At 65.9% G+C, this 14,397-nt stretch carries 13 protein-coding genes; 8 read left to right on the top strand and 5 right to left on the bottom strand.

The features are described 5' to 3' along the window. The first annotated feature begins 23 nt into the window (after positions 1-23). The 4 genes from H6A23_RS08350 (at position 24) to H6A23_RS08335 (ending at position 4,885) form a co-directional block, all read left to right on the top strand. Positions 24-1,301, top strand: coding sequence for an amino acid ABC transporter permease (locus tag H6A23_RS08350; protein WP_204831737.1), 1,278 nt, complete (start codon positions 24-26; stop codon positions 1,299-1,301). A 6-nt stretch (positions 1,302-1,307) separates the two neighbouring features. Beyond that, positions 1,308-2,072 (top strand): amino acid ABC transporter ATP-binding protein, encoded by a 765-nt coding sequence (locus tag H6A23_RS08345; RefSeq protein WP_286165914.1) that lies wholly within the window; start codon positions 1,308-1,310, stop codon positions 2,070-2,072. An 87-nt stretch (positions 2,073-2,159) separates the two neighbouring features. After that, the gene (locus H6A23_RS08340) at positions 2,160-2,903 is read left to right on the top strand and encodes a transposase (RefSeq protein WP_204831736.1); all 744 of its coding nucleotides are present in this window, start codon (positions 2,160-2,162) and stop codon (positions 2,901-2,903) included. Between the two features lie 41 nt (positions 2,904-2,944). Next, positions 2,945-4,885 carry an NAD(+) synthase gene (locus H6A23_RS08335; RefSeq protein WP_204831735.1) on the top strand — a complete coding sequence of 647 codons (1,941 nt, stop codon included), beginning with the start codon at positions 2,945-2,947 and terminating at the stop codon, positions 4,883-4,885. Between the two features lie 16 nt (positions 4,886-4,901). Here H6A23_RS08335 and H6A23_RS08330 read toward each other — a convergent pair whose 3' ends face one another. Next, complete coding sequence (locus tag H6A23_RS08330; RefSeq protein WP_204831734.1) at positions 4,902-5,390, bottom strand: hypothetical protein; 489 nt, start codon at positions 5,388-5,390, stop codon at positions 4,902-4,904. Positions 5,391-5,547: 157 nt separating this feature from the next. After that, positions 5,548-6,702 (bottom strand): hypothetical protein, encoded by a 1,155-nt coding sequence (locus H6A23_RS08325; RefSeq protein ID WP_204831733.1) that lies wholly within the window; start codon positions 6,700-6,702, stop codon positions 5,548-5,550. Between the two features lie 312 nt (positions 6,703-7,014). On the opposite strand from H6A23_RS08325, the gene groES reads away from it, so the two are divergent. After that, complete coding sequence (groES, locus tag H6A23_RS08320; RefSeq protein ID WP_075278909.1) at positions 7,015-7,305, top strand: co-chaperone GroES; 291 nt, start codon at positions 7,015-7,017, stop codon at positions 7,303-7,305. 53 nt (positions 7,306-7,358) lie between these two features. Further along, positions 7,359-8,996 (top strand): chaperonin GroEL, encoded by a 1,638-nt coding sequence (gene groL, locus H6A23_RS08315; protein WP_204831732.1) that lies wholly within the window; start codon positions 7,359-7,361, stop codon positions 8,994-8,996. Positions 8,997-9,190: 194 nt separating this feature from the next. On the opposite strand, the gene H6A23_RS08310 is transcribed toward groL, so the two are convergent. Then, positions 9,191-10,069 carry a damage-control phosphatase ARMT1 family protein gene (locus H6A23_RS08310; RefSeq protein ID WP_204831731.1) on the bottom strand — a complete coding sequence of 293 codons (879 nt, stop codon included), beginning with the start codon at positions 10,067-10,069 and terminating at the stop codon, positions 9,191-9,193. A 383-nt stretch (positions 10,070-10,452) separates the two neighbouring features. Between H6A23_RS08310 and H6A23_RS08305 the strand changes: the two genes are divergently transcribed. Both H6A23_RS08305 and H6A23_RS08300 read left to right on the top strand, forming a co-directional pair. Next, complete coding sequence (locus H6A23_RS08305) at positions 10,453-11,019, top strand: helix-turn-helix domain-containing protein (RefSeq protein WP_204831730.1); 567 nt, start codon at positions 10,453-10,455, stop codon at positions 11,017-11,019. A 27-nt stretch (positions 11,020-11,046) separates the two neighbouring features. Beyond that, the gene (locus tag H6A23_RS08300; RefSeq protein WP_204831729.1) at positions 11,047-11,946 is read left to right on the top strand and encodes a nucleotidyltransferase domain-containing protein; all 900 of its coding nucleotides are present in this window, start codon (positions 11,047-11,049) and stop codon (positions 11,944-11,946) included. A gap of 220 nt (positions 11,947-12,166) precedes the next feature. Here the strand turns inward: H6A23_RS08300 and gltA are convergent, their stop codons facing one another. Further along, positions 12,167-13,567 carry an NADPH-dependent glutamate synthase gene (gltA, locus tag H6A23_RS08295; protein ID WP_204831728.1) on the bottom strand — a complete coding sequence of 467 codons (1,401 nt, stop codon included), beginning with the start codon at positions 13,565-13,567 and terminating at the stop codon, positions 12,167-12,169. Continuing rightward, positions 13,555-14,397: a sulfide/dihydroorotate dehydrogenase-like FAD/NAD-binding protein gene (locus tag H6A23_RS08290; RefSeq protein ID WP_204831727.1), complete on the bottom strand. Its 843-nt coding sequence runs from the start codon at positions 14,395-14,397 to the stop codon at positions 13,555-13,557. Before H6A23_RS08290 ends, gltA begins: the two co-directional genes overlap by 13 nt.

The following is a 14,397-nucleotide window of genomic DNA, read 5'->3' as shown; positions in this document are numbered from 1 at the left end:
ATGAAATACGAAGGAGATACAAGATGAGCTCCGCTCCCTCCGGCGAGCAGACGGCGAGAAGGACGCGTGGTCGCGTCGCCTCGTTCTTCCTTGACGACCATCGCTACGTCCTTCTCGGCACGAGCGCGGTGGCGCTCGCGGGCATGCTGCTCTCGAGCTCGCCCCGTCCGGCGATGAGCTTCCTCGCCCACGCGTTCACCGTCGAGCTCGTGATGTACTACGTGCTCGTTGCGTGGCTCGTGGTGAGCGCCGTCGCGCTGCTGTTCAAGCTCACGCACTGGAAGACCTACGCCGAGACCGCGCCCTTCACCCGCCCGGGCGTCCGCCGCGCGCTGCGCCTCGCCTCGTACGTGATCTGGGCAATCGTGCTTGTGCTCTTCGTTGACCGTGTGGTCATGGGCGTGGCGTCGGCGTGGGACGTTGCCGTGCAGGCCGCAAACTCGGCGGACCCGCACCGTCCCGAACCCATGCTCGAGAGCATGTGCTACATCCTCTACCAGGGGCGTGACACGTTCTTCACCGGCCTTGTCACCACCGTCGAGCTGGCGGTCTTTGGCACCGTGATCGCGTTTTTCCTGGCGCTGCTGCTCGTCTTTGCGCGCATCCAGACCATCGACCGGCCGGACAACGACTTCGTGCGCTTCTGGAAGGTCGTTGGCTCGGGATTTGCCAAGCTCTACTCCACCGTGGTCCGCGGCACGCCGATGATGGTCCAGGCCATGATCATCTACTACGGCGTCTTTGGCATCCTGCGCGTGACCGCGCTCACCACCACCCAGATCAACGGCATCTGGACGACGTTTCTCGCAGGCCTCGTGACCATCACGCTCAACTCGACCGCCTACATGATGGAGGTGCTGCGCGGTGGTATCGAGTCGGTCGACAAGGGCCAGACCGAGGCGGCGCGCTCCCTGGGTCTCTCTCAGTGGCAGGCCATGGCTAAGGTCGTCTTCCCGCAGGGAATCAAGTACGCGATTCCCGGCCTCTCCAACGAGCTCGTCATCAACATCAAGGACTCGTCGGTGCTCTCGGTCATCGGCACCTTCGACCTGATGTTTGCAACTACGACCGTGGCTGGCATCTACTATCAGCAGTTCCAGACGGCGCTCATCTCCACGGTTGCCTACCTCATCCTCACGATGCTGGCCACGTGGCTGCTCGGGCGCTTTGCGCACCGCTTCAACGTGAGCGCCGAGGTCGTGGGCAGCACGTCTGACACGCCCGTCAAGACCGAAGAGGTCAGTGCTGCGCCCCCGCGGGATGGCAAGAAGCATCGTCGCGGCCGGGGCCAGGGGAGGTAGGACATCATGAGAAACGCTTCCGCATCGAGCGCCGCCGAGCCGATGGTCCGCATCGAGGGGCTGCGCAAGTCCTTCGGCGACCTCGAGGTCCTGCGCGACATCAACCTCGACGTCATGCCTGGCCAGGTGGTCACGATCATCGGTGCCTCGGGGTCGGGCAAGTCGACGCTTCTGCGCTGCATCAACCTGCTCGAGACGCCGGATGCCGGCCATGTGTGGTTCCACGGGGCGGACCTCGCCGCCGAGCACGTTGACGTGAACCGCCTGCGCGAGAAGATCGGCATGGTCTTCCAGGGCTTCAACCTGTTCAACAACATGAACGTGCTCGACAACTGCACGCTCGCGCCCGTGACCCTCAAGAAGATGAGCAAGGCCGAGGCCGAGCGCGTGGCGATGGGACATCTGGAGGCGGTGGGCCTCGCGGACTTTGCGCGGGCGGACGTCAACAACCTCTCGGGCGGTCAGAAGCAGCGCGTCGCAATCGCGCGCGCCCTCTGCATGCAGCCCGACCTCATGCTCTTCGACGAGCCCACCTCCGCGCTCGACCCCGAGATCGTGGGAGAGGTCCTCGAGGTCATGCGTCGCCTCGCCGCCGATGGCATGACGATGGTCGTGGTCACGCACGAGATGGCCTTCGCCAAGAACGTCTCCGACGAGGTCGTCTTCATGGACAAGGGCGTCATCGCCGAGAAGGGCGCGCCCTCGAAGCTCTTCTCGTCCCCCGAGCACCCGCGCACCCGCGAGTTCCTCGCCCGCTACCTCGAGGGGTAGCGTGCAAAAGGGACAGGCACTTTTGCACGCTTGTCGGAGGTTTGAAGGGGTATAACATCTCTCACCAACAAGGTGAGGGGAGGCGCTATGCCCAGATTACCGAGACGTGTCGCAGAATCTGGCTTTTACCACGTAGTTCTTTACGCAAACGGTCGGCAGAACCTCTTTGAGGACGACGCCGACCGTTTGGCGTTTCTTGACATGTTGCTGGCAGCTGCGCGCAAGCACGGCGCAAGCGTCCTGGCATGGTGCCTCATGTCAAATCACATTCACCTGCTTCTCGAAGATCCGGGCGATTGCCTAAGCGAGCTAATGCGCTCCCTCGCCACTCGCTACGCCCACCGCTTCAACACGCGAGGTGGTCACGTCGGGCATGTGTTCCAGGGACGGTTTTACAGCAGTCCCGTCGAGGTCGAATCCTATCTTCTTGAGGCCATGCGCTATATCCACAACAACCCTGCGAAAGCTGGCATCTGCGCGGCCGCGGACTATCCGTGGAGCAGCTACCATGAGTACGTCGGTGCTCCCGAGTACGCCGACACCGGGCTGTTGCTTGAGATGCTCGGCAGCCGCGAGGCGTTCGTCAGGTTCTCCAGCTCTCCCGAGCGCGTTCGCTACCGCCCTCCAGCACGGCCAAGGCTTGCTGACTCCATGGCGGGGGAAGTTGCGCGCGAGGTTTTGGGACCGCTGACGGCATCTGAGCTCAAGAGCCAGGAGAAGGCTCGGCGCAATGCGCTACTCTGTGAGTTGCGGGAGGCGGGGCTGTCCGTGAGGCAGGTCGAGAGGCTTACGGGCATTGGCCGCGGCACCATCACGAGAGCAACGACGTAGCGTGCAAAAGTGACTGTCCCTTTTGCACGGAGGAGGTTGGGATGAGGGACGGGTTCGTCAAGGTCGCGGCGGTGACGCCGGAGGTGCGGGTCGCGGACGTCGCCTTCAACGTGGAGGCCTGCGTGGCGTCGGCACGTCAGGCTGCCGAGAAGGACGGCGCTGTCGTCATCGTGCTTCCCGAGCTCGCGCTCACCGGCTACACCTGCGAGGACCTCTTCTGGCAGGAGTCGCTCGTCCGCGCCGCCGAGGCGGGCCTCGCCGAGTTTGCCGCCCGCACCGCCGACCTTCCCGCCCTCATCCTCGTGGGCGTGCCCGTGCGCGCCGGCGGCAAGCTCTACAACTGCGCCGCCGCGGTCTCTCGCGGCGAGGTCCTCGGCCTTGTGCCCAAGACGCACATCCCCACCTACAACGAGTTCTACGAGGGGCGCCACTTCGTTCCCGGCCCCGCCGAGGTCACGCTCGTCCTGTTTGCCGGCAACCGGGACACCCTCTTTGGCACGAACCTGCTCTTTACCTGCGAGGAGCTCCCCGAGCTCGTGGTGGCGGCAGAGATCTGCGAGGACCTCTGGGTTCCCGCGCCGCCCTCCACGGCCCACGCGCAGGCAGGAGCCACGCTGATCTGCAACCTCAGCGCGTCCAACGCCATCGTGGGCAAGGCGGACTATCGCCGCAGCCTCGTGTCCGGCCAGAGCGCCCGCCTCGTCTGCGGCTACGTCTACGCGAGCGCCGGCACCGGCGAGTCCACGCAGGACCTCGTCTTCTCCGGGCACGACCTCGTGGCCGAGAACGGCCGCCTGCTCGCGGAGGGCAGGACCTTCGGCGACGGTCGCGCCGTCTCGGAGGTTGACGTGCGCCTGCTCGCCCAGGAGCGCACGCGCATGTCCACCTTCGAGTGCGCATCCTCGCCCGAGGCCGCGGGCTATGCGGTCGCGTCGTTCTCGCTGGGCGCGGACGCGGCCACGCGCGAGACCGCGCTCACCCGCTACGTAGGCCCGCACCCCTTCGTGCCCACCGACCCCGCCCGCCGCGCGGAGCGCTGCGAGGATGTCTTTGCCATCCAGGCGCACGGTCTCGCTAAGCGCCTCGCGCACACGCGCTCGCGCCGCGCGGTGATTGGTCTCTCGGGCGGCTTGGACTCCACGCTCGCCCTGCTCGTGGCCGTGCGCGCCTTCGACCTGCTGGGGCTTCCGCGCGACGGCGTCATCGCAGTGACCATGCCGGGCTTCGGCACCACCGACCGCACCTACAACAACGCCTGCGAGCTCGCCCGCACCGTCGGCGCGGAGCTTCGCGAGATCGGCATCGCCGCCGCGGTGCGCCAGCACTTCGCGGACATCGGGCACGACGAGTCTGTCCACGACGTCACCTACGAGAACTCCCAGGCGCGCGAGCGCACGCAGATTCTCATGGACGTGGCCAACCAGGAGGGCGGCCTCGTCATCGGCACGGGCGACCTCTCAGAGCTGGCGCTCGGCTGGGCCACCTACAACGGCGACCACATGTCCATGTACGCGGTGAACGCCGGCGTGCCCAAGACGCTCGTGCGCCATCTGGTGCGCTACGTGGCCGACACCTGCGGGGACGCGGACGAGGCGCGCGTCCTTCTCGACGTGCTGGACACGCCCGTCTCGCCGGAGCTCCTGCCCGCCACCGGAGACGGCACGATCGCGCAGAGGACCGAGGACCTCGTGGGCCCCTACGAGCTGCACGACTTCTTCCTCTACGAGGTCCTTCGGCGCGGCACCAACCCGGCCAAGGTCTACCGCCTCGCCCGCTACGCCCTGGGCGAGAAGTACGATGACGAGACGATCCTCTCCTGGCTCAAGGTCTTCTACCGCCGCTACTTCGCCCAGCAGTTCAAGCGCAGCTGCCTGCCCGACGGCCCCAAGGTGGGCTCGGCGGCCGTGAGCCCGCGCGGCGACCTGCGCATGCCGTCGGACGCCTGCGCGGCGCTCTGGCTCGCCGAGCTCGAGGCGCTGTAGCGTGCAAAGGGGACAGTCACTTTTGCACGGTGAAGACGTACTCGGTGCGGTCGTTTCCTGAGAAGCCCTGCTCGTAGGTCGCGCTGATTGCATAGCGGCGCCCGGGCTCGACATCAAACGTGAGGACGCCGTCCTCGAAGCTCGAGGGGACCTCGTCGCCCACCGAGCCCGCCGCGTCAAGTAGCGTGCGGAGCCGCCAGAAAAGGGGTGGGTCCGCTATCGAGCCGGCGGCGAGCTCCTCCTCGTCCCAGCTCCGCGCGCATGCCCAGAGCGGCCTCTCGTCAAAGAGCACGGTGATGGTTGCTTCCTCGGCCACCGACACCTGGGCCAGCTCGTCGACGCGCCACCCCTGGGGGTCTTGGCGGAGCTCCTCGATGCGCCTCTCGCTGCCGTTCATGAAGCTCCAGGTGTAGTTGCCCAGGGTGAGCGCGACGGCGCCGTCCTCCCCGGATGCCAGGGCCCGCGCCCCGGGGACGTCGGCATGGGGGACCGCGCTCGCCGTCATGCGGGAGCGTCACGCAGGATGCGAAGGTGACAACGACGATGGCCAGAATCGCGGCGATCGCGATGCCGCGAGATGCCCTGGGCTTCATGTCCGTACCCCATTCCGCCAATACGAGCTAAGGGGGAAGCCGTGCAAAAGTGCCTGTCCCCTTTGCACGCTACGTGACGGTGAAGACGTAGCTGACCTGCCCGGCATCGAACGCGACGTCGACCCGATAGCGCCATCCGGGCTCAACGGCGAACTCGAGCGCTCCGCCAGAGAGCGTGACGTCCACCGCCTCGGCGCCCTTCTCGAGGTCGCTCTCGGGGTAGCGCGCCGCCTCGGGCCAGCGGGAGTCGTCCGACTCGACCGGCGGCAGGTCGAAGGTCATGGTGACCTCGACGGTCTCTCCGGCGGCGACCTCGGGGAGGTCGGTCGCATCGATCTGGTTGGCGGCGGGCGCGTCGTTGGAGGCCGTCACCGTATCGCCGTTCTGCTCGTAGGACCACGTCCAGGCGTTGGCGAGCGGAAGCAGCGAGACGGAGGCCTCCTCGGTGCGGTACTCGAGCGTGGCGATTGCCGGCTCGGAGGGGTCCTTGGGCTGCCAGAGCTGCGCGGCGAGCTCGGCGTACTTCTCGGCGTCCTCGGGCGAGCCCTCCTCGATGACCTCCACCTTGGTGATGCCGGGATACTGCCCGGGATAGCTCTCGAGCATGATGCCGTTGCCGGTCACGCGCACAATGTTGCCCGTCGCGAGCTCGGGAGCGTCATCCGGTAGGGTGGGGTAGTAGGGCGACTCGGTCTCCCGGTCTATGAAGAGCGGCTCTCCGTTGCCCAGGAGGACGACCATCGCCGTGCTCGTGAACTCCTCCTGTGCGGACCCGTCAGACACAACGTCGATGAGGTAGTCCGCGCTCCCGTCCTCGAACTGGGCGGAGACGGCGTAGCGCCAGCCGGGCTCGACCTCGAGGGTGACGCCGTCGCTGGTGATTCCGGACACGGCCACGGGCTCGCCCTCCTCGGCATCGGCCGAGTAGCGCGCGACGTCCACGTCCGTCGCGGCCTGCGAGAAGTACACGCGCACCGTCTCGGCCCCCTCGACCTCGAAGTGCGGGACGCCCTCACCCACATCCATGGGCGCCGCGGCGTCGGAGGCGCCGCCGTCCCACGTGTAGCCGGACACGAGCATGTTGATGCCAATCATGGAGGAGCCCCGCCACCCGCTCTGCATGGTGCCGGGAGGCGGCTCCCAGGCCTGGGGAGCGCATGCCGCCAGGGTGGCCGCGAGGGGCAGGGCGAGCACGCAGAAGACGAGCTCTCTCAGGGCTTTCACGACGCGAGTCCTCATGGCTCCGCCCTCCCGTCCGGGGTGTGGTGAGCTTATCGTACCCTGAATGCCGCGCGACGTACCCCCCGCCTCGCGTTCCTGTCCGCGTGCGGCGAAAAGCGCGGGCAAGCGGCGCGCCCGTTCCTCCTGCTCCGCTGCGCCTCAGAAAATCTAAGTGCGAGTTGGAAGATTTTTTTACGCGAGGTGGTATAAGTTCGCACGGCTGGGTATTATTCTGAACGTTGGACAGGGCGGTGCACGACGTCACCCGCACCGCAGAAACACGCCCGTTCGGGCGCAAGAAGGAGGTTCCTTACTATGACTCTGAAGCCGCTTGGTGATCGCGTTCTCGTGAAGCCCGCCCCCAAGGAGGAGAAGACCTCTACCGGTCTCTACATCTCCAGCGGCGCGCAGGAGAAGCCGCAGCGCGGCCAGGTCGTCGCCGTGGGCGCTGGCAAGATGAACGACAAGGGCGAGCGCATCGCCATCGACGTTAAGGTTGGCGACGAGGTCTACTACGGCAAGTTCGGCGGCAACGAGGTGAAGATCGACGGCGAGGACTTCCTGCTCCTGCGCGCCGACGACATCTACGCCGTCATCGAGGACTAGAAACCGTGCAAAAGTGACAGTCACTTTTGCACTTTCGGAAAGGATCAAGAGAAATGGCTAAGGACATTCTTTTCGGCACCGACGCTCGCGCCAAGCTCGCCAAGGGCGTGAACACCCTTGCCGACGCCGTGACCACCACCATGGGCCCCAAGGGCCGCTACGTCGCGCTCCAGCGCTCCTACGGCGCCCCCACCATCACCAACGACGGCGTCTCCGTTGCCAAGGAGATCGAGCTCAAGGACCCCATCGAGAACATGGGCGCCCAGCTCGTGAAGGAGGTCGCCACCAAGACCAACGACGCCGTGGGTGACGGCACCACCACCGCCACGCTCCTCGCCCAGGTCATCGTGAACGAGGGCCTGCGCAACGTCGCCGCCGGCGCCAACCCCATCGCCATCCGTCGCGGCGTCGACAAGGCCGTGAACGCCGTTGTCGACCAGATGCGCAGCACCGCGCAGGAGGTTTCCACCAAGAAGCAGATTGCCTCCGTCGGCACCATCTCCGCCTCCGACCCCGAGATTGGCGCCAAGATCTCCGACGCCATGGAGGTCGTGGGCAAGGACGGCGTCATCACCGTCGAGGAGTCCCAGACCTTCGGCATCGACATCGACACCGTCGAGGGCATGCAGTTCGACAAGGGCTACATCTCCCCGTACTTCTCCACCAACAACGAGACCATGACGGCCGAGCTTGACTCCCCGTACATTCTCATGACCGACCAGAAGGTCTCCAACATCCAGGACATCCTGCCGATTCTCGAGGCCGTCCAGAAGCAGGGCGCCCCGCTGCTCATCATCGCCGAGGACGTGGACGGTGAGGCCCTTGCCACGCTGATCCTCAACAAGCTCCGTGGCGTCCTCAACGTCTGCGCCGTCAAGGCCCCCGGCTACGGCGACCGTCGCAAGCGCATGCTCGAGGACATCGCCATCCTGACCGGCGGCCAGGTGGCCATGAAGGAGCTCGGCGTCCAGCTCACCGACGTCACCGCCGAGATGCTCGGCCGCGCCAAGTCCGTCAAGATTTCCAAGGACGACACCACCATCGTCGGCGGTGCCGGCTCCAAGGAGGCCATCGACGAGCGCATCGCCCAGATCAAGGCCGAGTACGACGTGACCACCTCCGACTTCGACAAGGAGAAGCTCCAGGAGCGCCTCGCCAAGCTGGCTGGCGGCGTGGCCGTCATCAAGGTCGGCGCTGCCACCGAGGTCGAGCTCAAGGAGATCAAGCACCGCATCGAGGACGCCCTGCAGGCGACCCGCGCGGCCGTTGAGGAGGGCATCGTCGCCGGTGGCGGCGTGGCGTTCCTCGAGGCCTCCAAGGTCCTCGACGGCGTCGAGACCGTCGACTCCGACGAGAAGATCGGCGTGGAGATTGTCCGCAAGGCCCTCGAGGCGCCCGTGAAGACCATCGCCAACAACGCCGGGTTCGAGGGCTCCGTCGTGGCCGAGAAGATCAAGGGCCTGCCTGCCGGCCAGGGCCTTGACTCCGCCACCGGCGAGTACGGCGACATGATCGAGATGGGCGTGCTCGACCCGGTCAAGGTCTGCCGCGTCACGCTGCAGAACGCCGCCTCCGTGGCGTCGCTGATTCTCATCACCGAGGCCACCGTCTCCGACGAGCCCAAGAACACCACCATCGAGGAGGCCATCTCCGCGGCGGCTGCCCAGGGCGGCCAGGGTGGCATGTACTAGGCTCACGGCCTAACACGCTCGGTCCGGGTCGCCCCGGATGTTCCTTCGAGAAGTGCGCTGCGCGAAACTTCTCTCCGGAACATCCGGGGCGACCCTTCTCGTGTTGAGGTCGCAAAGGGCCTCGACCCTCTGAGGACTTGCTGGATACGGCAATGGGGCTTGAAGAAGCTCGCCCCGTGGCGCAAAGAGCGGTACTACCCCCGCTTGCAGACGAAGGACATGAGCGGGGTGTTCATGAGGTCCGCTACGAGGGGGCACTTGGTCATGAGGAGGAAGTAGACGTCCTTGCGCCCACAGCCGTCGACAAGCACCTCAAAGTTGCCCATGCCCTTGCTGATGACAAGGTCAGCGTCAAAGAACGCGCTCCTAAACTCATCGGTGCTGGCCGAGAGCACGGTGGTGGGGGTTGCCACGCCGCTGGAGAGCACTCGAGCGACGTTCGCCATGCCCACCTGCTCGGCGTCATCGAGCGTGACGTCGTTGATGACGGGTCCCCCGCGCACGCCATAGGTCACCTGGACGGTGGGGTTCTCACGCAGGATCTGTTCGATCAAGAGCTTGTCCAGGACGATCTCACCGCAGTTGTCGGCGAGATACATGATGGAGCGGGCAGAGCGTACCGCGTCGAGAAGAACCCCGGAGTCGTCAATCGCAAACGCAATCTCGGGGGCCCGGTCGATCAGCGCCGTCACATCCTCGCGCGTGAAGGAGTTCTTCCCGCCAAAGTCAACGAGGTTCCCAGCTACCGCATAGCGCAGGGCAAGCTGGAAGGGCTCGTCCGCGGTCAGGATTCGGTCGGCGCAGTCCTTCTCGCGGTCTAGCAGCAGCTGATTGTACGCGCGCTTGATGTCACGATAGGGGTCGTCGGTCCCCAGGAGCGGTGCCACGCGGGAGAGAAGCTCGCCCATGCGGTCCGGACGGATGCGCTCGCCGCCCATGCCTGCGATGACTTCGTCCTTGATGGCAAGCATCTGCCCGAGCGTCGCACCGTCAAGCTGGCAGAGCGCGGCGAGCTCGTGCATCTGCTTGGCGTAGCACTCCCGGCAGTCGGCCTTCTTCAAGGTGGTTTCCATGGCGCCCCCCGCGCATCGGCTTTCCAAAACGATAGCATGTGCGCGGTTGGAGGGTCCCCGCCGGCTTCTTCATTCCCGCCATTTCTCTGTCGGGGAGACCGCTCGACAGAGGGTTCTGCTGACGAGACTAATTAGGCAATCCAATCGGGTCTCCTCCCCCAGTGGGGAGGAGACCGACGTGCCCTCTCGCCCGGCGCCCCCATCGCCGCCGCTCGACCAAGGAGGGCCCTCGGGCATACTTTCACGGTTCCTGCGAGGACAACCACTGGTTGTTCTCGCCGGTAAACAAGTAGAATCGTAACTCGTCAGATGGTTGGTGGAACTCAACCGAGGGGGATGGCACAGTGGGAGCCACACGCAGGAACCCAAGGAAAGGACCGACTATGGACGAGAAGGACGAGACGCTGGGACGTCGCATCGCGCGGCTGCGTCTGGAGTGCGGCATGACGCAGGAGCGCCTTGCCATGAAGATGGGCGTGACGGCGCAGGCGGTGAGCAAGTGGGAGAACGACCTCAGCGCACCCGACATCATGCTGCTGCCGGAGCTCGCGCGCACGCTCGGCGTGACCGTGGACGAGCTGCTGGAGGGTCGCAAGGGCCAGGAGATTGCGTCTGCGGAGCCCGCATCAGAGCCTCAGACTGCACCAGAGCCTCAGCCCGCACCAGAGCCTCAGCCCGCGCCGTCGCGTGCGGATGGGCCCAGGCCCAAGAAGCTCCACATCCAGGTGGACAGCAGCGACGGAGACGTGGTGAACATCAACGTCCCCTTGGGCATGGCGAGCGCCGTGCTCGGCGCCAGCTCCAAGCTTCCCGGTGCCGTCAACCTGAGCCTCAACAATGCTGACATTGACGCGGCGCTCATCGCGGAGGCGATCAAGCACGGCGAGAAGGGCACGCTCGTCGAGGTCGACGGGGATGACGGTGACCACGTGGTCATCTCGCTGGAGTAGCGTGTCCGGACCTAGGGAGGGGCGACGTTGGACGAGAGGCGATTCACGGGCATCGCGCGCCTTGACGAGGCCGTCGCGCGCATCGTTGATGCTGCGGTTGCCGACGGTCTGTGCGAGGCGGTCGTCCTCAAAGGCTCGATTGCCCGCGGCGATGCGGATGAGTTCTCCGACATCGATCTCTATCTCGTCGTCTCTCCTCAGAATCGCGATGCCGCGCTGGAGCGACGCGAGAGGTACCTGGCGGCGTACGGCGACATCGTCTTCATCGAGGACGTTGACTTTGGGCTGCCTCAGAAGCTTGCGATTTTCTCCGACGCCCTCCATGTGGACCTTTACGTGGCCGAGCCCCAGCAGGTCGGCAACCTTGATCCCGTCGTCGCGGCATACGATCCGGCGGGCATCTTCAAGGACGTGACGCCTATGCGCGCGGACGTGACGGACGAGGAGCTCTGCCGGTGCTTCTCGTCTGCGATCTACTGCCTTGTTGAGGCGAGCTCTGCGTACGCGCGCAGAAACGACGCCTGGGCTGCAAAGATCATGAGCGATGCGGTGGGCTGGCTCTCCGTGCTGGTTCGCAGCCAATACGACCGGCGCTACGCGTTTCTCGGCCTGAAGAAGATCAACGAGCTCATCCCCGCAGAAGACTACCAGCTTCTCGAGGACATCTATGCCCGCTTGGGGCGCGGAGATTGTCCGGAAGCCGCGCGGGCCATCCTCAGCGCTCTCGAAGCATTTCTCGCCAACGCGGAAGACGACCTTGCCGCAAAGCTTGACGCACGCTTTCTCTCATGGGCCAAGGATGGCATGGGCACCCTGCTCTTTGCCGAACGCAAGGGCGTGCTGATTGCCGACGCGCCCATCTCAAGCCGCGTATCGAGTGCGGGCAGGTTTCCGGAGATGGGTCAGGGAGTGCGGCCCACTTCTTGAGTTTTGTGCTCGAGTGCGGGCGTCGAGCGCGCTCTAGCCCGCACTCGATGTCGGGGCACCAAGCGCGGACCGCGAGCTCCCAAACCGGCAGACGCCCTTCGGCGGCTCCTGACGAGAAGAACCTCGCGACAGCAAAAGGCCCCGCCGGTTTTCTAAGCGGAAGTTGAAGTGCGCTTCCGCGTGAAAACCGGCGGGGCCGTCAGGTCGGAGGTTCTTCTCGCTACCCGACGAGCGTCCTCGTGATGGAGGCCGCCGCGGTCTTGCCGGCGCCCATGGCCAGGATGACCGTGGCCGCGCCGGTGACGATGTCGCCGCCGGCCCAGATGCGCGGGTCGGAGGTGCGGCCGTCCTCGTCGGCGATGATGTAGCCCCACTTGTTGAGCTTGATGTCGCCGATCATCTTGGCGAACGGGTTGGCGTTGGTGCCGATGGCGGAGATGGCCACGTCGCAGGGGATCTCCTCGATGGCGCCCTCGATGGGCACGGGGCGGCGACGACCGGAGGCATCGGGCTCGCCGAGCTCCATCTTCTGCACGCGAACGGCGCAGACGGCGCCATCCTCGCCCTTGACAAACTCGAGCGGCGCCACGAGCGGCATGACCTCGACGCCCTCGGCCTTGGCGTGGTGAAGCTCGGCGCGACGGGCGGGCATCTCGGCCTCGGTACGGCGGTAGGCGATGATCGCGCGCTCGGCGCCCAGGCGCTTGGCGGTGCGCACGGCGTCCATGGCCACGTTGCCGCCGCCAAAGACCACGACGTTCTTGCCGTGCTTGGTGGGCGTGTCGTACTCGGGGAACTTGTTCGCCTTCATGAGGTTCACGCGCGTGAGGTACTCGTTGGCGAAGAAGACGTTGGGCAGGTTCTCGCCGGGCACGTTGAGGAACTTGGGCAGGCCCGCGCCCGTGGCGATGTAGATGGCGTCAAAGCCCTCGGCGAAGAGCTCCTCGGCGTCCGTGATGCGGCCGACGACGGAGTTGTACTCAAACTTGACGCCCATCTCCTCCAGGCCGTCGATCTCGCGCTTGACGACGGCCTTGGGCAGACGGAACTCGGGGATGCCGTAGACGAGCACGCCGCCGCCGGTGAAGAAGGCCTCAAAGACGGTGACGTCAAAGCCGTTGCGGGCCAGCTCGCCGGCGCAGGTGATGCCGGACGGGCCGGAGCCAACCACGGCGACCTTCTTGCCGTTCTTGGGAGCCATCTTGGGCTGGGAGGCCAGCTCGGGCTGGTCGCCGAGGAAGCGCTCCAGCTGGCCGATGGCCACCGGGTCGCCCTTCTTGCCGCGGATGCACTTGCCCTCGCACTGGTTCTCCTGCGGGCACACGCGGCCGCAGATGGCGGGGAGCATCGAGTCCTCGCGGATGATGTCGAGCGCCTCGCCGAACTTCTCCTCGCGGATCTTCTCGATGAACTTGGGGATGTTGATGTTGACGGGGCAGCCCTCGACGCAGAACGGCTTCTTGCAGTCCATGCAGCGCTCGGCTTCCGCCAGCGCCATCTCCTTGGTGAAGCCCTTGTCGACGGGGCGGAAGTCGCACGCGCGCTCGGCTGCCGGCTCCTCGTTGTCCGGCGTGCGCGGGGACTTCATGTCCGGAACAAAGCGACCGTTTACCTGTGGCATGCGCAGTTCGCCTCCTCATAGGCCTTGAGGGACTGGCCCTCCTCGGTGAGATACGCGGCCTGACGGGCGCGCAGGTCGTTCCAGTCGACCTTGGTGGCGTCGAAGTCGGGGCCGTCGACGCAGGCGAACTTGGTCTGCCCGTCGACCTCCACGCGGCAGCAGCCGCACATGCCGGTGCCGTCGACCATGATGGGGTTCAGCGACGCCGTGATCGGCGTGTTGTACTTCTCAGCCGTGAGGGCGGAGAACTTCATCATCGGCACGGGACCGACGCAGAAGACCTGGCTGACGGCCTTCTCCTGGAGCAGGCGCTCGAGCGGTGCGGTGACCACGCCCTTCTCGCCGTAGGAGCCGTCGTCGGTGGTGATGTGGATGTGGTCGGCCGGCAGGAGCTCGCGGAACTGCTCCTCGAGGAGCAGCAGGTCCTTGGTGCGGGCGCCCATGATGGCGTGGACCTCGTGGCCGGTCTCCACCAGGTGCTTGGCCACCGGGTAGGCGATGGCAAGGCCAACGCCGCCGCCGATGACGGCGCAGGGGCCGTCGGCCATCTCGGTGGGCATGCCCAGCGGGCCGGTGACGTCCTGGATGGAGTCGCCCGCCTCGTAGGTGGACAGCATCTCCGTGGTCTTGCCGATCACCATGAAGATGAACTCGACCCAGCCCTCCTCGGCGTTCCAGCCCGCGAGCGTGAACGGGACGCGCTCGCCCGTCTCGTTGGCGCGCACCATCAGGAACTGGCCGGCGTGCGCGTGCTTGGCCATCCGGGGCGCCTCGATGCGGAACTTGAACACCTTCTCAGAGAACTGCGTCTTTTCGAGGATCTTGTACAT

Origin of the sequence: Olsenella uli, assembly GCF_016900775.1 — a bacterium.
GTDB classification, from domain to species: Bacteria; Actinomycetota; Coriobacteriia; order Coriobacteriales; family Atopobiaceae; genus Thermophilibacter; species Thermophilibacter uli_A.
This window is presented reverse-complemented; position numbering and strand designations above follow the sequence as displayed.